Source organism: Mitsuaria sp. PDC51 (genome assembly GCF_900113225.1).
In the GTDB taxonomy this organism is placed as follows: Bacteria; Pseudomonadota; Gammaproteobacteria; order Burkholderiales; family Burkholderiaceae_C; genus Roseateles.
The window spans coordinates 911,035-931,466 of the sequence record NZ_FOZE01000001.1 but is presented as its reverse complement, the minus strand read 5'-3'; the positions used below and the strand labels follow the sequence as shown (position 1 = coordinate 931,466).

The 20,432-nt window shown below is 67.0% G+C and carries 18 protein-coding genes; 2 read left to right on the top strand and 16 right to left on the bottom strand.

Annotated features, from left to right (window positions below; translation table 11 throughout):
• The first annotated feature begins 207 nt into the window (after positions 1-207).
• Positions 208-1,635 carry a hypothetical protein gene (locus BM393_RS04135; RefSeq protein ID WP_217648382.1) on the top strand — a complete coding sequence of 476 codons (1,428 nt, stop codon included), beginning with the start codon at positions 208-210 and terminating at the stop codon, positions 1,633-1,635.
• A 60-nt stretch (positions 1,636-1,695) separates the two neighbouring features.
• Here BM393_RS04135 and BM393_RS04130 read toward each other — a convergent pair whose 3' ends face one another.
• Positions 1,696-2,940, bottom strand: a complete 1,245-nt coding sequence (locus BM393_RS04130; protein WP_175538182.1) for a DUF445 domain-containing protein — start codon at positions 2,938-2,940, stop codon at positions 1,696-1,698.
• A 334-nt stretch (positions 2,941-3,274) separates the two neighbouring features.
• Between BM393_RS04130 and BM393_RS04125 the strand changes: the two genes are divergently transcribed.
• Positions 3,275-4,447 (top strand): Fic family protein, encoded by a 1,173-nt coding sequence (locus BM393_RS04125; RefSeq protein ID WP_091722448.1) that lies wholly within the window; start codon positions 3,275-3,277, stop codon positions 4,445-4,447.
• A gap of 19 nt (positions 4,448-4,466) precedes the next feature.
• Here BM393_RS04125 and BM393_RS04120 read toward each other — a convergent pair whose 3' ends face one another.
• The 15 genes from BM393_RS04120 to BM393_RS04050 form a co-directional block, all read right to left on the bottom strand.
• Complete coding sequence (locus tag BM393_RS04120; protein WP_091722444.1) at positions 4,467-5,153, bottom strand: GNAT family N-acetyltransferase; 687 nt, start codon at positions 5,151-5,153, stop codon at positions 4,467-4,469.
• A gap of 325 nt (positions 5,154-5,478) precedes the next feature.
• Positions 5,479-6,768 (bottom strand): methyl-accepting chemotaxis protein, encoded by a 1,290-nt coding sequence (locus tag BM393_RS04115; RefSeq protein WP_091722440.1) that lies wholly within the window; start codon positions 6,766-6,768, stop codon positions 5,479-5,481.
• Between the two features lie 144 nt (positions 6,769-6,912).
• The gene (locus BM393_RS04110) at positions 6,913-7,626 is read right to left on the bottom strand and encodes an RNA polymerase sigma factor FliA (RefSeq protein WP_091725006.1); all 714 of its coding nucleotides are present in this window, start codon (positions 7,624-7,626) and stop codon (positions 6,913-6,915) included.
• A 21-nt stretch (positions 7,627-7,647) separates the two neighbouring features.
• A complete protein-coding gene (locus BM393_RS04105) occupies positions 7,648-8,469 on the bottom strand; it encodes a hypothetical protein (RefSeq protein WP_091722436.1) in 822 nt (273 codons plus the stop codon).
• 382 nt (positions 8,470-8,851) lie between these two features.
• Positions 8,852-10,519, bottom strand: coding sequence for a flagellar biosynthesis protein FlhF (gene flhF / locus BM393_RS04100; protein WP_091722433.1), 1,668 nt, complete (start codon positions 10,517-10,519; stop codon positions 8,852-8,854).
• Positions 10,516-12,615 (bottom strand): flagellar biosynthesis protein FlhA, encoded by a 2,100-nt coding sequence (gene flhA, locus BM393_RS04095; RefSeq protein WP_091722429.1) that lies wholly within the window; start codon positions 12,613-12,615, stop codon positions 10,516-10,518. Before flhA ends, flhF begins: the two co-directional genes overlap by 4 nt.
• A gap of 276 nt (positions 12,616-12,891) precedes the next feature.
• A complete protein-coding gene (locus tag BM393_RS04090; RefSeq protein ID WP_091722425.1) occupies positions 12,892-14,088 on the bottom strand; it encodes a flagellar biosynthesis protein FlhB in 1,197 nt (398 codons plus the stop codon).
• Positions 14,089-14,292: 204 nt separating this feature from the next.
• The gene (locus tag BM393_RS04085) at positions 14,293-14,928 is read right to left on the bottom strand and encodes a protein phosphatase CheZ (protein WP_175538181.1); all 636 of its coding nucleotides are present in this window, start codon (positions 14,926-14,928) and stop codon (positions 14,293-14,295) included.
• Between the two features lie 16 nt (positions 14,929-14,944).
• Positions 14,945-15,337, bottom strand: a complete 393-nt coding sequence (gene cheY / locus BM393_RS04080) for a chemotaxis response regulator CheY (RefSeq protein WP_058934552.1) — start codon at positions 15,335-15,337, stop codon at positions 14,945-14,947.
• A 31-nt stretch (positions 15,338-15,368) separates the two neighbouring features.
• Positions 15,369-16,316, bottom strand: coding sequence for a flagellar motor protein MotB (gene motB, locus BM393_RS04075; protein ID WP_091722421.1), 948 nt, complete (start codon positions 16,314-16,316; stop codon positions 15,369-15,371).
• A gap of 15 nt (positions 16,317-16,331) precedes the next feature.
• Positions 16,332-17,189: a flagellar motor stator protein MotA gene (gene motA, locus BM393_RS04070; RefSeq protein ID WP_091722416.1), complete on the bottom strand. Its 858-nt coding sequence runs from the start codon at positions 17,187-17,189 to the stop codon at positions 16,332-16,334.
• A 177-nt stretch (positions 17,190-17,366) separates the two neighbouring features.
• On the bottom strand, positions 17,367-18,125 hold the full coding sequence (locus BM393_RS04065; protein ID WP_091722410.1) for a class I SAM-dependent methyltransferase: 759 nt from the start codon (positions 18,123-18,125) through the stop codon (positions 17,367-17,369).
• Positions 18,126-18,135: 10 nt separating this feature from the next.
• The gene (gene flhC, locus BM393_RS04060) at positions 18,136-18,672 is read right to left on the bottom strand and encodes a flagellar transcriptional regulator FlhC (protein WP_091722407.1); all 537 of its coding nucleotides are present in this window, start codon (positions 18,670-18,672) and stop codon (positions 18,136-18,138) included.
• 48 nt (positions 18,673-18,720) lie between these two features.
• Positions 18,721-19,044 (bottom strand): flagellar transcriptional regulator FlhD, encoded by a 324-nt coding sequence (gene flhD / locus BM393_RS04055; RefSeq protein ID WP_091722402.1) that lies wholly within the window; start codon positions 19,042-19,044, stop codon positions 18,721-18,723.
• Between the two features lie 369 nt (positions 19,045-19,413).
• Positions 19,414-20,430: a glycosyltransferase gene (locus BM393_RS04050; RefSeq protein WP_091722397.1), complete on the bottom strand. Its 1,017-nt coding sequence runs from the start codon at positions 20,428-20,430 to the stop codon at positions 19,414-19,416.
• Between the last annotated feature and the right edge of the window lie 2 nt (positions 20,431-20,432).

The window sequence follows — 20,432 nt, the reverse complement described above, 5'->3', positions numbered from 1 at the left end:
ATTTGGATCGGGCGATGCGATGGACTACGGTCTTGTCTGGCTGTGTCGCGAAGGCCCGAAGAGGCCGCGATCACATTCCTTGGGGTCAGTCCTTGCCCCTGTGTGCGGTGGCGCACCATCGCGCGGTTCCTGTCGCGGCCGGGAACCCCGCTTGCCGCCGCGTGCGGGACCGGCGCGGGCGCCCCGTCCACCGGAAAGGGAGAAGACATGACTTCACGCGCACCCCGCCGCGGGGGCTGGCATTGGCCGGCCCTGCTCGGCACCGCCGCCGCGGTGGCCTCCGTGCCCCTGGCCACGAACACCGCGATGGGCGAAACCGCCGCCCCGCCGACCAGCTACATGCCGGTCGTCATCACCGAGGATTTCGACAGCGTCGTCAAGCGCATGAGCGCCGCGAAACCCGGCCTGGCGCGGAAACATGCGGACCTGCTCAACGAGCGCTACGACCTGGCCAACCGGCCCTCCCCGGGCGCGACGATGACCAAGGGCAAGGCGCTCCAGGACGGCGTGCGGGTCCGCCTGCCGCGCGGCGTCACCTGGGAGCAGCTGGCGGCGATGAGCCCGGACGACATCAAGGCCAAGGACCTCTTCCCCAAGGGTTTCCTGCCGCTGCCGCATCCGAACCATCCCGAGGGCGGGATGGTCTTCCCGAAGTTCCACATCGACGAGATCCGGCGCCAGGAGATCGACCGCGACCTGACGCGCTTCGACCTGGACTACGACCTGCCCGACCACTTCCTGCCGGAGTTCCCAGCGCCGATCTTCCTGACGACGCGGCCCGACCTGGGCGACGTGTCCAAGGGGGAGCTGGTGACGATCAACAACTACTTCCGGCTGTTCAACGGCGTGCTGAATCCGAAGCAGCTGGAAGGCGTGCGGCTGCTGGTGACGCCGTTCCCGCAGCAGCAGTTCAACCAGACCGACGACCGGCGCACGCTGAAGCCCAGCCGCGGCGTGGCGTGCCTGGACTGTCATGCCAACGGCCACACGAACGCGTCGACGCACCTGGTCGGCGACATCCGGCCGCAGCCCTTCCGGCACCGGATCGACACGCCGACGCTGCGCGGGGTCAACATCCAGCGGCTGTTCGGCTCGCAGCGGGCCTTGAAGACGGTGGAGGACTTCACCGAGTTCGAGCAACGCGCCGCCTACTTCGACGGCGATCCGGTGATCGCGACGAAGAAGGGCGTGAACGTGCTGGAGCGCGGCAGCCAGGTGCACTTCATGGCGGAGTTCCAGGCCCTGCTGGACTTCCCGCCGGCGCCGAAGCTGGGCATCGACGGCAAGCTTGATCCGAGGAAGGCGTCACAGCAGGAACTGCGCGGACAGCAGCTGTTCTTCGGCAAGGCGACTTGCGCGAGCTGCCACGCGCCGCCGTACTACACGGACAACCTGATGCACAACCTGCGGACCGAGCGCTTCTTCAAGCCGAGGATGATCAATGGGCGCATGGCCAACATGGATGGCCCGATCAAGACCTTCCCGCTGCGCGGCATCAAGGACTCGCCGCCCTACCTGCACGATGGCCGGCTGCTGACGCTGGAGGACTCGGTGGAGTTCTTCAACCTGGTGCTGGAGACCCAGCTCACCGAGCAGGAGAAGAAGGACCTGGTGGTGTTCTTGAAGGCGTTGTGAGCACCCTCGGGCGTTGCCGATTGCGCAACGCCCGTTGCATGATCGGCAACGCTTGGCGCCTCACCGCTGCATCACCACCGTCACCGCGTAGAGCAGCAGCCCGATCACGCCGCCCACCAGCGTGCCGTTGAGGCGGATGAACTGCAGGTCGCGGCCGACGCTCAGCTCGATCTGGCGGACCAGGCTGCGGTCGTCCCAGGACTTCACCGTCGACGCGATGTGGCGCGTGACGCCCTCGCGCATGCCGCCGACCATGCGGCCCGCGGCCGACAGCACATGCGCGTTGATCGCCTCCACCAGCGACGGGTCCCGGCTCAGCCGGTCGCCGAGTCCGGCGAGCGAATGGTCCAGGTGCCGCATGAGCACCGAGTCCTCGCGCTGCAGGTCGCGCTCGATGGTGGCGCGGACTTCGGTCCAGACGCCGTCGAGGTAGGCGCGGACGTCGTCGCTCTGGACGACGCGGTCCTTCATCGCGTTCACCTCGCGCGCGAACTCCGGGTCCTGGCGCAGGCGCTCGATGAATTCGTGGATCCAGTCATCGAACTGCCGCCGCACCGAGTGATCGGGCTGCGACAGCGCCGTCTGCACTTCCTCGACCAGTTGCAGCGCGAGCTTGTCGGACAGGCTGTCGGCCATCTTGTCGACGTTGGCGATCGTGTCGACGAGGGAGGTCGCCTTCGGCCACTGCGCGCGGGCGAACTTCACCAGCCGCGCGGCGACCAGCATCCGCACCTCGGGCGTGGCCAGGTAGTCGCGCAGCTTGGACAAGGCGCCGTCGAGCACGTCCTGGTGACGGCCCGACTTGGTCAGCACGTCCAGCACCGAGGCGGCGGTGGCGGTGGCGTTCCAGGACAGCGCGCGTGCGACGAGGAACTCGCCGATGGCGCGGCGCACCGCCTGCTCGTGAAGCAGCGAGATGCCCTCGATGGCCATGGCGCGGACGGAGCCGGTGACCTGCGCGAGGTTGTCCGGCTCGCGCAGCCACTGGCCGAGGCGCTCGGCGGGGTTGAGGATCTCGAGCTTCTGGAGCAGCACCTCGGGATGCAGGAAGTTGTCCCGGACGAACTCGGCCAGGCTGTCGGCGATGCGGTGCTTGCCCTGCGGGATGAGCGCGGTGTGCGGGATCGGCAGCCCCAGTGGATGACGGAACAGCGCGACGACGGCGAACCAGTCGGCCAGCCCGCCGATCGCGGCGGCTTCGCAGAAGGCCTTGAGCCAAGCCCAGGGGCCCCGGGCCCCCATCACGAGGCTGACGGCCAACCCGGCCAGCGAGGCCAGCAGGCAGCCCAGCGCGACCAGCTTCATGCGGCGGAGGTCGGCGGCGCGGGGGTCGGGGGGTGCGGAGGAGTCGATCAAGGGCATCGGCGACGGGGCAGCAGGATTGATGCCTGGGGCAGCCTGCCGGCGGAGCGATGAACGCGACCTTGTATCACCAGCGCAGGGCAAAAGGTGCTTCGGACACGCTCTGGGTGCTCGTCAAACAGAGCGGAATCCGACTGGCACAGGTCCATCGATTCAACATCCGCTCCGACGTGATTCAACTTACTGCGGGATGGCTACATCGCCAAGTTATTGTCACGACTAAAGAATTCCCATCAAATTCAACATATCGAATTCACCCATTTCACTTCCTCCACACATGGCGACCTTTCTGGACCATCCGCTGAGGCTCCTCAATCCCAGCTTCTCGTCGCCGCTGCTGGACGTCCTCACCGACCTGGAACACCTGCGACGACTGCAGCTCAACGGAACGACGCCGCCGATGGTGTTCATGCAACTCAAGCAGGTGTTCCATCTGCTGGAGAGCCTCGCCTCCGCCCGCATCGAAGGCAACCACACCACGCTGGCGGACTACGTGGAGACCAAGTTCGGGGGGCCTGCGTCGTTGCAACGTGCCGATCAAGAGATCGACTCGTTGCGGGAAATCGCCAACATCGAGCATGCGATGGACGAGATCGACGCGGGGCTCGAGCCCGGTTCCGCGCTGAGCCAACACTTCATCCGCGGTCTTCACGCGATGACGGTCGATGGACTGGAGCGCGAAGGCGACAAGACGCCTGGGGCCTACCGGAGCGGGTCGGTCGGCATCGCGATGTCCGAGCACGCGCCCCCGGATGCCGTCCGGATCGGGGCCTACATGGGAGAGTTGGTCGACTTCGTCAATCGGGACGACCAGCGCAAGTACGACCTGATGAAGGTGGCCCTCGCGCACCATCGCTTTGCCTGGATCCATCCGTTCGGAAACGGCAACGGCCGCGTTGTGCGCCTCTTCACCTATGCGCTCCTCATCAAGTACGGATTCCGAATGACCGCTGAGGACGGACGTCTATTGAATCCAGCGGCGGTGTTCTGCGCTGACCGGGAGAAGTACTACGCGATGCTTTCGTTGGCAGACCAGGGGACGGATGCCGCGCTCGAGACGTGGTGCACCTATGTGTTGACTGGTGTGAGAGACGAGTTGAACAAGGTCGACCGTTTGGCCGATTACCGGAACCTCACGGCCGAGATCCTGCTTCCTGCGATCGCCCACGCGCGCGAACGGCAATGGATCACCGAGCAAGAGGAAAGCGTTCTGAGGGTTGCCGTTCTCCGGAAGGTCGTGAGGTCGGCAGACCTCGCCGACGCCATGCCGAAGAGTTCACCGGCTCAGCGCACCTATCAGATTCGCAAGTTGCTCGCGAACGGGATGCTCCAGCCCACCCATCGGGAGGCGCGTCAGTACACCATCGGATTCAGCAACAGCACGCTGCTGCGCGGCGTGATCAAGGCGCTGACGGACCAAGGGTTCATTCCGCGCGCCGTTGTCGCGTGATCGAGTCAGTACGAAACGCTCAGCCCAACTCCACCGGCATCGAAGCCGCCGTGACCGGCGACACCGTGGCCCAGCCCAAGACGGCATACAGCGCGGCGCCCGCCTCGGTCGCCACCAGCACGCCGTGCCGTGCCCCGTGATCGAGCGCGCCATTCGTCAACGCCGCCATCACGCTCCGTCCGAGTCCCCTTCTCCGATGCGCTTCATCGGTCACGATCTGATCGAAGGTGGCGAAGGCGCCGTCGAGAGCGGCTTGACCGCTCGCCGCAAGGTCGCCGTCCTCGGTGAGGACGGTCGCCCGCAGCAGCGCGCCGACCCGTTCGATATGGACGCGGTAACCCGCTGCGAGCGACTCGGCGCTGCGTGCGAGCGCGACGCTCATCAGGAACTCCGGCGCGTGGATCTTCCAGTCCTTGGAGAGCAACGGCGACACGCTCTCCAGCGGCGCGCAGACCTTCAGCCAGGTGCCGGCCGCGGGCTCATCGGCAACGAGTTGCTTTAGGACCTCGCGATCCAGATGCGGCAGGACGTATCGCGTGGTTTGCTCCGGCTTTCCGACGCGGACTTCCCAATATCCGGCCCGCTGGATCGGCGCTGGCGTATCCCGGGAAATCGCCCAGCCGTAGGTCCAGGCCTGAGCAGCAACGGAGCGCTCGAGGACGCCGGAGTCGAGTAAGCCGGCGGTTTGCGAGGTCGGTGAAAACATCGGATGAAGGGCCTTCAATAAGCAACGTTGAGGGACGTCCATGAGCGGGTGGGCGAGATGTCAAAACACGGTCAAACCAACGTGCGACCTTCCTCGCGGAAAGGTCCATCTCGCCCGTAAACGGGCATTCCGAGATGACCGCAGACGGCGGCCACTGATTCAACGGTGTTTTGAGCACCTGGATCCATTCTGGTCCGCGCGACGCCAGGCGCGCAATCACCGCCACCGGTCACCGCCGCCCCACTTGCAAGTCAGGGGACAACCAGTTCCCGCAGCCGAGTTTCACGCCTGAATCAGCGCCGCAACCGCCTTCTCCGCGTCGGACTCAGAACCCGAACGCCAACCTCACCCCACCCCAATGCCTCCCGGCAACGGTGACTGGCGCCGACGCCTCCTTGAGCAGCACGAAATTCCCACCGCCCATATCGCGGCGGTAGGTTTGAAGGAGGAATGGCCGTTGATTCCGAGCCGACGCCAACCCGGTGCGGTCATTGAATATCCGCCGATATCGGCTGTTGGCCGTGTTCCAGGCCGTATCCCCGGCCCGCTGCGGCTGGCAATACCGCTTGTTGTGGGTCGCGACATACCCGTTGCGGTCGACCGCGATGCAGAACACCACCTTGTCCGAGAAAGTCAGCACCCGTTCCTGCACCTGCGGGAACAGCTGGTCCGCGATCTGCGTGAAGCGCGTGGTGAACTGCTGGGGATCGGTGCCGGCGATCGGCTGGTAGTGCTCGTCGAAAAGCGCCGCGGCGTCGATCTTGCGTTCCGCCACCGCGCGCTCGAGCAGCGCTGAGATCTCCGCGGCCGCCTCCTGCACCGCCTGGATGTACGGCGAGTCCTCGACCTCCACGCCGCTCGACGCGATCTGCTCGATCATCTGCTCCGACAGCCGCAGGAAGCGGTCGCTGCAGGCGAAGGCCGAGTCGAGCTTGCGCATCGCCTGCTGGATCTCGACACCCAGCTCGCCGGAGCGCGCCGCCAGCAGCTGCGTCGTCGCCTGGCTCTCCTGCGCGGACTTGGCGATCAGGTCCACGTCGACCTCCACATCCGCGAAGGCCTGGTGGATCTTGCTCTGCGCGGCACCTCCCGCGCCGTCCGCCCGCAGCTCGCGGCTGAAGCTCTCGATCCGCGAGTCCAGCGTCCCTACCGTGCCCATGATCGCCTTCGAGGACGCCTCGACCTGCGCCGCCAGGTCCTTCACCGCGTCCGCCACGACGCCGAAACCGCGTCCGGCCTCGCCGGCGCGCTTGGCCTCGACCGACGCGTTGAAGGCGACCAGTCGCGTCTGCAACGCGATCTTCGTGATCTCCGACGCGGCGTCGCTCACCAGCCGCAGCGTCGAGACGATCTCGCCGACCTCGTCGCCCACGCCGGACAGCGCCGTGCGTGCGCGCTCCACCGCCTCGCGGGTCTGGTTCGTCGATTGGTTGATGCCGTCCTGCGCGTGCCGGACCTGCTCGAGCTCCGCGCCCAGCGCCTGCATCGCCTGCGCCTGCGAGGTCACGACCTTCTGCGTATCCTCCAGCAGCCCGCGGACTTCGGCCGCGTCGCGGCCCAGCTTGGACACGCCGCCCGACAGCTCCCGGACGACGGTGGTGGTCTTGCCTTGCATCGTCGGCTCGCGCGGACCGATCCCGGCGCCGCCCTCCGACGCGTCAGGCGACGCCTTCCCGGCTCGCCTGCGCAATGAGTCCCACATCGGACGCTCCCCCATGGTGTTTGGACCACAAGGACTGCGGCCGCTGTGCGGCCCGTTTTACCAGTCGCGCAGCTTCACGCGCAATCGGGCAATCGCTTGACTGTGCAGCTGGCACACCCGCGATTCGGTCACCTTCAGCACGGCGGCGATCTCTTTCAGGTTCATGTCATGTTCGTAGTACATGGACATGACGTAACCCTCGCGCTCCGGCAGGTTCTTGATGGCCTCCACCAGCGCCTCGCGCATGCGGTGGTCGCGCAGCATCGACATCGGATCGGCCGACTCGTCGCTGACGTGGCGGTCGAGGTAGTCGTCGCTGTCGTCATCCCCGGAGATGTCCTCCAGATAAACCAGCTGCGTGCCGCGCACCTTGCCCAGCATCTCCTGGTACTCGCCCAGCGAGATGCCCATCTCCGCGGCGATCTCCGATTCCTGCGGCGGGCGGCCCAGCTTCTGCTCGAGCTTGTGCACCGCGCTCTCGATCGAGCGCTGCTGCCGCCGGTTGCCGCGGCTCATCCAGTCGCTGCCGCGCAGCTCGTCGAGCATCGCGCCGCGGATGCGCTGCGTCGCGAAGGTCTCGAACTGCACGCCCTGCGCCGTGTCGAAACGCGACAGCGCGTCCGTCAGGCCGATCAGGCCGACCTGGATCAGGTCGTCCAGTTCCACATTGGCCGGCAGCTTGGCGATCATCTGATGCGCCAGGCGGCGCACCAGCGGGCTGTACTGGCGGATCAGCGAGTTGTTGTCGAGTTGACCCTTGGCGGTGTACATCGTCTCGTCTCCCATCCGGGGTCAATGCGCAGCCAGGGTCACGCCTTGCGGGGCGCGGCCGGCCTTGGGCTGCCACATCGGCCGCGGACGCAGCGGCATCGCATCGGCGGCGCTGTCCAGCGCCGCGCCAGGCACCGACGCCAGCAGCAGCTCGCGCGCCATGTGACGCATCTCGTGCGTCAGCGGCGCCGTCACCGGCTGGCGGGGATCCAGGCAGGCCCACTCGCGCAGCACCGCGCCGAGGAAACCATCGCCGCAGCTCGAAAGCTGCTGCGCGATCCGCTCGGCCAGGCGCAGCTGCGGATTGCAGGCCAGCAGCAGGCTGTAGACCATCAGGCCCGCCCGCTGCGTCAACCACTTCATGCCGGCGTAGGCGTAGGTCACGCTCTGCACGTCGGTGTCGGCCAGCAGCACCGGACGCACCTCGCGCGACACCAGCACGCGGCTCAGTTCGGCCGCGCTGGCGTGCAGCAGGATCACGTCCGCGAACGGGGCCGCGTCGGTCACCGCTTCCAGGAACTGGGCGGCCGAGCCGTTGGCGTTGATGTAGCGCAGCGGCAGTCCGCGCGCGGCCAGGAAGGACACCTTGGCCGACAGCGGCTCCACGCACGCCGCCAGGTCCACCGCCGCGAGGTCGGACGGCGCCGAGGCCTGCTCGCCGGCGTCCACCACCAGCGTGTGCAGGCCCAGCTCGGCGAAGGCGGCGCACATGCCTTCGAGCAGCGCGCCGCTGCCCATGACATGCGGATTGCTCACCACCGGCACCACCCGCACCCGCGCGGTGGCGAAGAGGCGTCGCAGGCCGTCGGCCTGGTCCTTGGGAGCATTGCTGAAATCGCGCATTGGGCTGCTCTGTGTCGTCTTACGTGTTGGGTTCCAGCGGTCGTTTCCCTCTGACAGAGAAGCGCCATTGCTGGAGCCGTTACCGGAAGTTTCGCCCCGGGGGCCACCCTTCGACGCGGAATTGAAAGGGGGAAACACCCCGCTTTTCTCTGCCGCTTTCGCCCTCGCTTGCCTCTGGCCCGGCGACTTCAGGCCGTTGCCGGCCTGGGTCGCGCACAGGACAAGTTGACCACCATGCTGCAGCGTCGGGTTAACAAAGCCCCAACGACAGAAGGGAAGAGCATGGCTCTTCCCAGGTTCGAGGCGTTCGGGGACGGCCACCACCCTCACCCCCGACCCTCTCCCGCAAGCGGGCGAGGGAGTCAAGAGGGGTGTCGTTCGGTCAGTTCAGGCCCATGGGGGAGGCTGCGCCGGCCGACGCGCCGACGGAGCCGGCGGTGAAGATCAGGTTGACGTCGGAGGCGTCCATGCGCCAGGCCGACTGGCCGTGGCTGCGCAGCGCGCGCTGCACCAGGGCCTGCGACGACAGGCGATGCCAGTCTTCCGGCACGCGCTGGCCGTTGGTGACGCCCAGCACCCGCAGCTTGTGGCGGATCACCGTGTCCAGCGCCGGGGCCAGCTTCACCGCCTCGTCCAGCTTGGACAGGATCACGCCCTGCGCTTCCGCGCCGCGCCAGGCGCCGACCACGTCCTCGATCGTCTCGCCCTGCTGCGCCGCGTTGACGACCAGGATGCGCTTGATGCTCTTGTGCGCCAGCATGTCCAGCAGCTCGGCGGTGCGGCTGTCGCGCTGGGCCGTGCCGGCCGTGTCGATCAGCACCATCTTCTTGCCGGCCAGCAGCTCCAGCAAATCTTCCAGCGAAGCGCGGTCATGCGCCGTGTGCACCGGCACGCCGAGGATGCGGCCATAGGCGCGCAGCTGCTCGTGAGCGCCGATCCGGTAGGCGTCCAGGGTGATCAGGCCCAGCTGGCTCGCGCCGTACTTGGTGGCGAAGGCCGCGGCGATCTTGGCCGTCGTGGTCGTCTTGCCGACGCCGGTCGAGCCGATCATCGCGAACACGCCGCCCTGGTCTTCCAGCGCCGGCATCTGCTCGGCGGTGTGGACGTTGCGGGCCAGCACGTTCGAGGCCCAGGCCTGCGATTCCGATTCCTCGGTCATCGGGGCCGGCAGGCCCTCGACCAGCTTGCGCACCAGCGCGGGCGAGAAACCGGCGTCCAGCAGCTTCTGCGTCAGGCGGGCCTGCGCGGGCTGGCGCTGCAGCTTCTCCATGAAGGCCAGGGCGCCGAAGCGCTCCTCGATCATGCCCTTCATGGCGCGCAGCTCGGACATCATTTCCTGCTCGCGACGCGACGACGCGGGCATGTCGTTCAGCGGATGGCCGCCGAAGCCGCCACCGACGCCGCCCAGGTCGGCGACCGGCTGCTGCACGCGGATCTCGTCGCGCAGCACCGGCGGCACGATGCGCGGCGCGGGCGCCGGAGCGGGCTGTTCATACGCGCGCTCGTCGACACGGCGTGCGCCCAGGGTCTGCATCGCGGCACGGGCGCGCTGGTCGCGCTGCGCGGCCATCGAGGCGACCGATTCATTCATCTGCGCCTGCGCGTAGGCGGGGGGCGCCGGCTCGTCGATCATCGGATCGGGCAGGCCGTTGAGCTCGGCCGAGCGGCGCTTGAGCATGCGCTCGCGCACGTAGTCCTGGAAGGACAGCGTGCTCATGGCCATCGCGTTGACGTCCTCGCCGACCGAGGCGCCGAAGCCGGGCTCCGCGCGCTGCGGGGCCGGCGACGCGGCCAGGCGCTGCTTGAGGGCCTGGCGCGGTTGCGCTTCCTGGCGCTGCGGCTGGGCGGCCTGGCGCGGCGCGGCGGCGGCGCGGGGCGCCTGGGCGGCCACGCGCTCGATCTGCGACATGCCTTCCGGCGCCATCGCCAGCACTTCCACGCCTTCCGGGCAGGGCTTGTTGGAGAGCACGACCGCGTCGTCGCCGAAGGCCTGGCGGACCAGGGCCATGGCTTCGCGGGAATTGCGGGCGGTAAAGCGTTTGACGTTCATGCCGTGCCTCCGATGATGGAGCCGATGCGGATCGTGTGCGTTTCAGGAATCTCGCTGTGTCCCAGGACCTTCAGCCGCGGCGCAGCGCGCTTGAGCAGTCGGGCCAGGGGCGCGCGGATCAGGTCAGGCACCAGCAGGCAGGCGGGCAAACCACGGTCCTCCTGGGACTGGGCGGTCTGGGCGGCACTCCGCGCAAGCGTGTCAGCCACACCGGGATCCAGCGCCGCGCCGTGAGGCGAGTGCAGGGCCTGCGTGACCAGGCGCTCCAGCTCCGGATCGAGGGCGATGACATCCAGTTCCTTGGCCGGACCGTAGATCTGCTGCACGATCGCCGGGGCGATGTGGATGCGGATGCGACGGGCCAGCTCGGCCGGATCGGTGGTCTGCGTGGCGTTCTCCGCCAGGCTTTCCACGATGGAGCGCATGTCGCGGATGTGCACGCCCTCTTCCAGCAGGAACTGGAGGACTCGTTGCAGGGCGGCGACATTGACCATCTTTGGAATCACGTCTTCGATGAGCTGAGGCGCTTGCTTGGTGAGGTGATCCACCAGCTGCTGGGTTTCCACCCGGCCCAACAATCGGGCCGCGTGAACTTGCAGCAAGTGTGAGAGATGCGTGGCCACCACGGTCGCGCAATCAACGACGGTAAATCCCGCCATTTGCGCCATATCCCGTTGCCGCTCCTCGATCCAGACCGCCGGGAGTCCGAAGGCGGGATCCGTCGTCGGCGTCCCGATCAGCTTCTGCGTCGCGTGACCGGGGTTGATCGCCAGCCACATGCCCGGGTAGGCCTCCGCCTCGCCGATCACCGCGCCGCGCAGCGTCACTCGGTACTGGCTGGGGCGCAGCTCCAGGTTGTCCCGGATGTGCACCGAGGGCGGCAGGAAGCCGATGTCCTGCGCGAACTTGCGGCGCACGCCCTTGATGCGGCTCAGCAGGTCGCCTTCGCGCGACTTGTCCACCAGCGTGATCAGGCGGTAACCCACTTCCAGGCCCAGGGTGTCCACGGCCTGCACGTCGTCCCAGGAGGCCTCGGCATCGGGGTTCGGCGCGCCCGGCACCGGGGCGGCCGGCTTCTTCAGCTCGGCGGCCTGCTTGGTCTGCTCCTTGGTTCGCAGCCAGTACGCCAGATAACCCATCGCGCCGGCGATCATCAGGAAGACCAGGTGCGGCATGCCCGGGATCAGGCCCAGCAGGCCGATCACGCCGGCGGTGATGGCGACCGCCTTGGTCGAGCCGAACACCTGCGAGCCGATCATCTGGCCCACGTCCTTGTCCTTGCCCACGCGCGACACCACCAGCGCCGAGGACACCGAGATCAGCAGCGCCGGGATCTGGGCCACCAGCGCGTCGCCGACGGCCAGCAGGATGTAGCTGTCGGCGGCCTGGCCGGCGGACAGCCCGTGCTGGGCCACGCCGATCACGAAGCCGCCGATGATGTTGATGAACAGGATCAGGATGCCGGCGATCGCGTCGCCGCGGACGAACTTCGAGGCACCGTCCATGGAGCCGAAGAAGTCGGCTTCGTCGCCCAGTTCGGCGCGGCGGCGCTTGGCTTCCTTCTCGTCGATCAGGCCGGCGGACAGGTCGGCGTCGATGGCCATCTGCTTGCCGGGCATCGCGTCGAGGGTGAAGCGGGCGCCGACCTCGGCGATGCGCTCGGCGCCCTTGGTCACCACGATGAAGTTGATGACCACCAGGATCGCGAACACGATCAGGCCGACGGCGAAGTTGCCGCCGATCAGGAAGTGGCCGAAGGATTCGATCACCTTGCCGGCGGCGCCGGCGCCGGTGTGGCCTTCCAGCAGCACCACGCGGGTGGAGGCCACGTTCAGCGACAGGCGCAGCAGCGTGGTGATCAGCAGCACGGTCGGGAAGGCCGCGAAGTCCAGCGGCTTGACCATCTGCGAGGCCACCAGCATCACCATGATGGACATGGCGATGTTGAAGGTGAAGAACAGGTCCAGGGCGAAGGCGGGCAGCGGCAGCACCATCATCGACAGGATGATGATGATGGCGATCGGTGCCCCGAGCGCCTGCACGATGGCGGCGCGGGGTCCGAGGAGGTTCTGCAAACGGGCCATGAGCTCGTTCATCGGGTTTGCCTTCTGCCTGGGTTCAACGGGGAACTCGACGAGACCATCGAGCCCCGCCATTGTTCGGCGGAGCCCCACCGTCCTTTAGCCCGATAAGCGGGCCTTTTCCCCCCCGAACCGCGCCATTGGTGGAGAGCGGCGGGCGGGACGGTGCCCCCTTGAAGCGAATGCCGAGCGGGCGCAGGCGTCTGAGCGGAAAGGGGGCACCGTCCTGCCCGCCGCTGGCTCGGTCTCCCGCGGCTCGGTCTTTCGACGGCTCGGTCTTCCGCTGGGCGATCAGCCCGGACGCCCTTCAGGGAAAGCGTCCTCCGCCTCGTCCTCCGGCGGCGTCCAACCCGGCTTCTTGTGCGGGTCGAGCTCGTCCGGCACGGCCGGGTTCGGCGCCGCGTTCGGCGCCATGCCCTGCCCCTTGAGCGCGGCCTTGAGCTGGTACACGTAGGCCAGCACCTGCGCCACCGCGCCGAACAGCGCGCCGGGGATCTCCCGATCCAGCTCGGCGTGGGCGTACAGGGCACGGGCCAGGGCCGGCGCCTGCAGCACCGGCACCTTGCTTTCCTTGGCGATGTCGCGGATCTTGAAGGCCAGCAGGTCCAGGCCCTTGGCCACCACCCGCGGCGCGCCGAACTGGGTTTCGTCGTAGGCGATCGCGACCGCATAGTGGGTCGGGTTCATCACGACCAGGTCCGCCTTGGGCACCGCCGCCAGCATGCGACGCTTCACCAGCTCGCGGGCCTTGTGGCGCATCTTGTGCTTCATCTCGAGGTTGCCTTCGGCTTCCTTGAGCTCGTTCTTGGCCTCCTCGCGGGACATCTTCAGCCGCTTCAGGTAGAGGTGGCGCTGCAGCGGCACGTCGATGACGGCGAACAGCGCCAGGCACAGGCCAAGCATCATCAGGCCGCCCATTAGTTGCTTGCCCGCGAAGGCGAGCGCGGAAGGCAGCGGCACCGACATGATCCCGACGAAGCCTGCGATGCGGTCCTTCAGCGCGATCGCGCCGACGATGCCCAGCACCAGCGACAGCAGAACGGCCTTCAGCGCCGTGGTCAGGTTCTGCCACTGGAACAGCCGGCCGAAGCCGGTGACCGGGTTCAGGTGGGTGAACTTGGGGCTCAGCGGCTTCATCGTGAAGTTCCAGCCGCCCGAGGCGATGTGCGCCGCGATCGCGGCCATCGCCAGGATGAGCATCGCCGGCAGGCCGAGCACCATGCCCTGCCAGGTCAGCGCGGACAGCCGCTCGGTCATCATGCCGGCGGCGCGCAGCTGTTCGGCATCGAAACGCAGCGCCCCTTCGAGCATGTGCTGCAGCGTGTCGACCGCGTACGGCGTCGAGGTGGCGAACAACGCGGCCCCGGTGGCCATGACCGCGAAATGCGGCAGGTCCCGGGAACGCGGCAACTGGCCCTCCTTGCGCGATCGTTCGATCTTTTTCTGCGAGGCGGGTAAGTTGCGGTCTTGTGCGTCTGAATCGGCCATGTGCGCAATGAGGACGCCGCAGCCCCATGCCGCAGCCTCGCCATTGTTCGGCCGCGAGCCGTTCGGGCTTGGTCCGATAAGAGGCGGAAATCAGCCGGTCTTCTCAGCCAGCCCTCAGCCCGTCGTTCCAGTCGCCCAGAAAGCAGAAACCCGCGCCTGGGCGCGGGTTTCGTCGGGGTGCCGGCTCGCGGCCGGCCGAGGCGATCAGAAGCCCAGCGAGGCCAGCAGGTCGTCCACTTCGGACTGGTTGGCCACCACGTCGGTACGGCCTTCGTGGCTGACGACCGGGCCCTGCAGGATGCTCGGATCGACCTTCTCACGCTGCTCCGGCGGCACCACCGAGACCAGCAGCTTCACCAGCGAATCTTCCAGGTCGTTGGCCAGGGTCACGACCTTGGCGACGACCTGACCGGTCAGGTCATGGAAGTCCTGCGACAGCATGATGTCGGTCAGGTGGGTGTCGATCTTGGAGGTCGAGGACTCGACTTCCTTGACGAAGTTGAGCACCGCGCCCGAAGCCACCGCGCGGACCGGGTCCGCGGTGATCGCCTGGGCCATCGCATTGGCGGCCTCGGTGATCTTGGCGTGTTCCGCCTTGGCCTGGTCGACCGAGTTCAGCACCTTGTTGGCGGCGTCAGCGGTCTTGTTGGCGATGTAGGTCAGGCGGCTGCGCGCATCGGGCAGGCCGTCGGTGGCGACCTGCAGCTTGGGCATCACGCCCAGCTGCTGCATCGTGTCGTGCAGCACGCGGGTGATCGTGCCGATCTGCTGGAACACCTCGGGCGAGACCATCAGCGGTTCGTTGCCCTGCGACAGTTTGGCCAGTTCTTCCATCTGCATGGTGGACTCCCCAGCGTCAGGCCGCAGCGGCCAGCTTCTGCATGATCTTCTGGACCTTTTCCTCCAGCGTGGCCTTCGTGAACGGCTTCACGATGTAGCCCGCCGCGCCGCTCTGGGCGGCCAGGACGATGTCTTCCTTGCGGGCTTCGGCCGTCACCATCAGCACCGGCAGGTGCTTCAGCGAGGCATCCTCCTTGATGGCCTTGAGCAGCTCGAAGCCATTCATGTTGGGCATGTTGATGTCGCTGACGACGAAATCGTATTTCGCCTGTTTCAGCATGCTCAGGGCCTCGACGCCATCTTCCGCCTCTTCGGCGTTGTTGTAGCCGATCTCCTTCAGCAGACCGCGCACGATCCGGCGCATGGTCGAGAAGTCGTCGACGATCAAGAATTTCATGTCAGTGCTCATGGCGTTCCTCTGAGGGGACTGGAGGGCTGTGTTATCGGCCGGAGGGCGCGGAACTTGAGGCCTGCGGCGCGCTCGCCGCAGGATTCGCAGTGTCCTCGTCCTCGTCGGGCAGGTTCTTCAGCACCGCATCCTCGGCATCGCGATTCATCACGATGATGCTGATGCGGCGATTGACCTGGGCATTGGGGTCTTTCGTGTCCAGCAGTTTGCTCGACGCCAACCCCTGCACGCGAAGGACCCGGGCATCCGGCAAACCGCCCGCCACCAGCTCGCGCCGTGAGGCATTGGCCCGGTCCGCCGACAATTCCCAGTTGCTGTATCCACGCTCGCCCGCAGAAAACGGCTGTGCATCCGTATGACCCTCCAGCGTGAGCCGGTTGGGCACCTCGGACAACACGTTGCCGAGTTCCTGCAGCAATTCGCGCATATACGGCTTCACCACCGCGCTGCCGCTGTCAAACATCGGGCGATTATTCTCGTCCACGATTTGGATACGCAAGCCCTCGCGGGTCATGTCGAGTCGGATTTGCCCACCTAATGCCGCAATTCGCGGGTTGTCGGCAATGATTTTCTCGACCTTGTCCTTCAATTGCTGCAGGCGCACCCGCTCGGCGCGGCGCTGCTCTTCCTTGAGGGCCTTCAGGTTGATGGTTTTCCGAGGGGATTCGACGTCGCCGGCCTTGACCTGGCCGGTCTGGCGCGTCAGGTCCTGACCGCCGCCCTTGATGATGTGCGAAGCGTCGCCCGAACCCGAACCGCCGAACATCGCGACCTTCAGCGGCGAGGCGAAATAATCCGCGATACCCTTCTTGTCGCCCTCGGTCGTGGAGCCCAGCAGCCACATCAGCAGGAAGAAGGCCATCATCGCCGTCACGAAGTCCGCGTAGGCGATCTTCCACGCGCCGCCGTGGGCGGCATGGCCGCCCTTCTTGACGCGCTTGATGATGATGGGCTGCAGTTTCTTGGCGTCACCGGCCATGGCAAATGACTCCGATCACTTCTTCTTCACGTGGCCTTCGAGCTCGGCGAAGGTCGGGCGCTCGGTCGAGTAAAGCACCTTGCGGCCGAATTCGATCGCCACCTGCGGCGCATAACCCTGCATCGAGGCCAGCAACGTGGTCTTGATGCACTGCAGTTCCTTGCCGGCCTCGTCGACCTTGGCCTCGAGCGCGCCGGCCAGCGGCTCGGCGAAGGCATAGGCCAGCAGAATGCCCAGGAAGGTGCCCACCAGCGCCGAACCGATCATCCCGCCCAGCACCGCCGGCGGCTGGCCGACCGAGCCCATCGTGTTCACCACGCCCAGCACCGCCGCGACGATGCCGAAGGCCGGCAATCCGCCCGCCAGGCGCTGCAGCGCGATCACGGCGAGGAAGGCCTCGTGGTGGTGCGTGTCGATCTCGGCGTCCATCAGGGACTCGATCTCGTGCGCGTTCAGGTTGCCGGACACCATCATCCGAAGATAGTCGGTGATGAACTCGGCCACATGGTGGTCGTTGCCCACGGTGGGATATTTCTGGAACAGCGGCGAGCTGTGCGGATCCTCGACATCCTTTTCAATCGACATCAGGCCTTCCTTGCGGGCCTTCTGGAGGATGTCGTAGAGCAGCGCCAGCAGCTCCATGTAGCGGGCCTTGGTGTACTTGCTGCCCTTGAAACAATCGCCCAGGCCCTTGAGCGTGGCCTTCATGACCTTGGGCGGATTGGTGGCCAGCATGCCGCCGATCGCCGCGCCGAAGATGGTCGTCATCTCGAAGGGCAACGCATGCAGCACCACGCCGATGTTGCCCCCGTGCGCGATGAACACGCCGAAGATGCAAGCCAGGGCCAGCAGCCAACCGATGATGACAAACATGGAATTCGTTCCGTCCTGAAGTAACCGCCGCGTCCCCTCGCGGTCCGGGCCATCTCATCCCTTATCGACCGGCTCCCCGCCCGCTTGAGCCCCGGCCTGTGACGACCGGTGTGCCGTGCGGACGCCGATCGGGCGTCGCTGACTGATTGCGTTCGATGTGGGCGGCGTCCAAGGCGCTCAGGCCTGGAGTTCGCGCACCCGGTAGACATACAGCCGGTGGCGGGTGCCGGTGTCCAGCTGTGCGAAGACCGGCTGGCCCGGCAGCGGAAAATCCAGGCTCGCCAGCCAGGCACCCGGCCGCATCTCGGTGCGCGCCTTGTCAAGCGCGCGCGGCATCGATTCGGGTCGCTGGAACAGGTAGACCAGGTCCATCTCGCGCCACGACTGGGCCCACAGGTCGCCCCGGGCGATCTCGGCCCAGGGGCAGCGCAGGCGGGCCAGCAGCCACAGGACGCCACTGTATTCAATGCCCGCGAAGCGCAGGCCCGGATAAGCGCGGCGAAGAGCCACCAATCCGTCGCCGAGCCCGCAGCCAGCATCCAGGACGCGGGCGCCGTCGTGCAGCTTCACACGCTCGGGCAGCGCGCGCAGCGCATCGTGGGGGGTCGGATAAAGCGGCGCGTCGCTCCAGCCGCGGCGCGGATAGGCCAGCACCAGCACGGCCAGCGGGATCAGCCAGATCCAGGCCGGCAGGTCGGTACCCGTGAACAGCAGCGCCAGCGGAAAACCGGACGCCACGATCAGCCGGCGCCAGGCCTGGCGGTGGAGTCCGGCGAGGATCAGGCCCAGGCCCGAGGCGACGATCGCCGCCGGCCAGTCCGGGCCGAACAGGCGCCAGACGGCGAAGCAGGCCGCCCAGCTCAGCAGCGCCAGGGCCGGCCAGCGCAGGCCGCCCGGGGCGTCGGTGGAAGCGGCGTGGGGAAGTCGGGCGCCCATGGTGGCGGCCTCAATGCATCTGGATGCCGCCGGCCGCCTTGCCCTTGCCGGCACGCGCCGGCGGGTTGCACAGGCCGCAGACGTAGTGCTTGGCGACCTCATGCGGGTGGGTGACGAAATGACCGCCGCACTTGCTGCACTTGGTCATCGTCAGCATGCCGTTGTCGACGAACTTCACCAGGCGCCAGGCGCGGGTGACGGACAACAGCTGCTCCAGGTTCTGTGCCGCGGTCTGTTCCTGGTACAGCTGGTAGGCCTTGATGACGACGTCGATCTCGTCCATCTCCGCGACCTTGTTCAAGTACTCGTGGATGTTGAGGAACAGGCTGGCATGGATGTTGGGCTGCCAGGTCATGAACCAGTCGGTGGAGAACGGCAGCTGGCCCTTGCTGGGGCTCTTGCCCGAAACTTCCTTGTACAAACGCAGCAGACGCTCGTAGCTCAGGTCCGTCTCAGACTCCAGCACCTGCAGGCGAGCGCCCAGGTGGATCAGCGTCACGGCGCGCTCGATCTGCTTGGCTTCGGTCAAGATGGACTTGGTGCGCATGGCGGTGTCTCCGGGCTTCAGTTCTGCGGTCAGGCGTCGATATCGAACTCAGGCAGCTTCCTGGTGGCGGCCAGCCAGCAGGATGGAGGCATGCAGGCGGGACACGCTGTCATTGGCGGCCGGCTTGCCGTGCGAGGTCAGCAGGCCCCACACCAGCTCATCATCCATGCGGAAGCGGCACAGCAAGGTGTTGCCCGCGGCAATCTTCAGCATCTGCGCAGCGCTCAGCGTGTTCAGCAGCGTCGCGGTCTCCTCCGAGATGCCCAGACGATACAGCGCCTGCTCACGGTCCGCACGGATCAAACTCTGCGCCAGCATCAGGTACGACAGGTTGGCTTCGCGGATCTCGGCGAGGATTTGGTCGGCGTTCATCGTTCGGCTCCTGGGGTGTTGGGGGCTGAGGTCGTTTCGTTTCAGCGTGAGACGAACTGTAGAGATCCCGACACGCAACCAACATCAGGTCGCTTCCATGTAAAGGTTAGGGAGCGCGCCGACGCGTTTGTCAGATCAATTCCTACAAGAAGCCAGATCAGCGCTATGGCGGGGGTGGTTTTCGGGGGTTTATGCCCTGCTGCGGTGGGGGTGGACTGGCGGGGGCGCTGTGCTGCGGTGGGGAGGGTTGGCGGGGGCGCTGTGCTGCGGAGACCCGGGCGTTGGTCGCCAGGGCGCAGGGCCTTGGCGGCAAGCGCCAAGACCCCGCGCCCTGCCGCCCCCAACCACTGCCGTCCTGCGGAGGATTTGCTACCGAGGATTTCGGGGGAAGGTGGAACGCAGCAGCTCGAGGTTGTAGGCCGCAAGGTCACTGCCCCGGCCCGCGACGGCACCCGGTTGATCCGGACGCTCACCGATCTCCAGGCAACGCGTCCAGGCGTCGTGGATCATCGGCACCAACACCTCCGCCTGCTCCGGTTGGTCTGCCGCCCAGTCCAGCAACAGGTCACCCAGCGCGAAGAAGAAGTCGGGCGACTCTGCACAGACTTGCAGTTGCGCTTCGGCGAAAACCATGCCGTCAGCATGACGCTTCAGCGATTTCAAGCCGAACAAGCGACGGGTCGCCAGGTCGGACCACCACGTCGGTGTCAGGGACATGTCCGCAAGGCGAGCGGCTGCAGTGGCGAAGGCGACTTCGGCATCGGCGAAGCGCTCGTACACGGACAAGTCCTTGCCGAGCTGGTACCACAGATAGGGGTTGCTCGGCTCGTCCTCGATTGCGGCCCGGAGCAATTGTTCGTTGCGGCCCTGCTTCACGTGAAGCCGTTCCGGGAGGTAGCCGTCGTGGGCGACGTGAAGGTCGAGCGGCCGTATCGGCAGCGAATGCGCGGGTTGCTCGTGGATTCGGCCGGTGTAGCGGATCGCGCCCGGAAGAACGCGGCTCAAGCGCGAACGGGCAGTGCCACCGTCGAAGTGATCCTGCAACGCGATCGTGCCGACGAAATCCGGCGGCGTGGCGCGCAGCGCCTCGAGCGCCGCACCACTGCCCTCCCCGATCAGCCATTCATCGGCGTCCAGCACCAGGTGCCAGTCCGCGCCCGCGGCGTCGAGCGCCGCGTTGCGGGCAGCGGAGAAATCGTCGATCCAGGTGAAGTGCGCGACACGCGCGCCAGCGGCCTGCGCCAGACGGACGGTGTCATCGGTGGAGCCGGTGTCCAGCACCAGCGCGTCGTCCACGAACGGACGGACGCTGTCGAGGAGGCGGCCGATGGTCGCCGCCTCGTCGCGGGCAATGACGACCAGGCAGGTGCGCCAGCGCGAGGCCATGC

Excerpts from the sequence above, each read along its gene's own strand:
- BM393_RS04135 (WP_217648382.1), top strand. The coding sequence starts at position 208 with ATGACTTCACGCGCACCCCGCCGCGGGGGCTGGCATTGGCCGGCCCTG.
- BM393_RS04130 (WP_175538182.1), bottom strand. The coding sequence starts at position 2,940 with ATGAAGCTGGTCGCGCTGGGCTGCCTGCTGGCCTCGCTGGCCGGGTTG.
- BM393_RS04125 (WP_091722448.1), top strand. The coding sequence starts at position 3,275 with ATGGCGACCTTTCTGGACCATCCGCTGAGGCTCCTCAATCCCAGCTTC.
- BM393_RS04120 (WP_091722444.1), bottom strand. The coding sequence starts at position 5,153 with ATGTTTTCACCGACCTCGCAAACCGCCGGCTTACTCGACTCCGGCGTC.
- BM393_RS04115 (WP_091722440.1), bottom strand. The coding sequence starts at position 6,768 with ATGCAAGGCAAGACCACCACCGTCGTCCGGGAGCTGTCGGGCGGCGTG.
- BM393_RS04110 (WP_091725006.1), bottom strand. The coding sequence starts at position 7,626 with ATGTACACCGCCAAGGGTCAACTCGACAACAACTCGCTGATCCGCCAG.
- BM393_RS04105 (WP_091722436.1), bottom strand. The coding sequence starts at position 8,469 with ATGCGCGATTTCAGCAATGCTCCCAAGGACCAGGCCGACGGCCTGCGA.
- flhF (WP_091722433.1), bottom strand. The coding sequence starts at position 10,519 with ATGAACGTCAAACGCTTTACCGCCCGCAATTCCCGCGAAGCCATGGCC.
- flhA (WP_091722429.1), bottom strand. The coding sequence starts at position 12,615 with ATGAACGAGCTCATGGCCCGTTTGCAGAACCTCCTCGGACCCCGCGCC.
- BM393_RS04090 (WP_091722425.1), bottom strand. The coding sequence starts at position 14,088 with ATGGCCGATTCAGACGCACAAGACCGCAACTTACCCGCCTCGCAGAAA.
- BM393_RS04085 (WP_175538181.1), bottom strand. The coding sequence starts at position 14,928 with ATGCAGATGGAAGAACTGGCCAAACTGTCGCAGGGCAACGAACCGCTG.
- cheY (WP_058934552.1), bottom strand. The coding sequence starts at position 15,337 with ATGAGCACTGACATGAAATTCTTGATCGTCGACGACTTCTCGACCATG.
- motB (WP_091722421.1), bottom strand. The coding sequence starts at position 16,316 with ATGGCCGGTGACGCCAAGAAACTGCAGCCCATCATCATCAAGCGCGTC.
- motA (WP_091722416.1), bottom strand. The coding sequence starts at position 17,189 with ATGTTTGTCATCATCGGTTGGCTGCTGGCCCTGGCTTGCATCTTCGGC.
- BM393_RS04065 (WP_091722410.1), bottom strand. The coding sequence starts at position 18,125 with ATGGGCGCCCGACTTCCCCACGCCGCTTCCACCGACGCCCCGGGCGGC.
- flhC (WP_091722407.1), bottom strand. The coding sequence starts at position 18,672 with ATGCGCACCAAGTCCATCTTGACCGAAGCCAAGCAGATCGAGCGCGCC.
- flhD (WP_091722402.1), bottom strand. The coding sequence starts at position 19,044 with ATGAACGCCGACCAAATCCTCGCCGAGATCCGCGAAGCCAACCTGTCG.
- BM393_RS04050 (WP_091722397.1), bottom strand. The coding sequence starts at position 20,430 with ATGGCCTCGCGCTGGCGCACCTGCCTGGTCGTCATTGCCCGCGACGAG.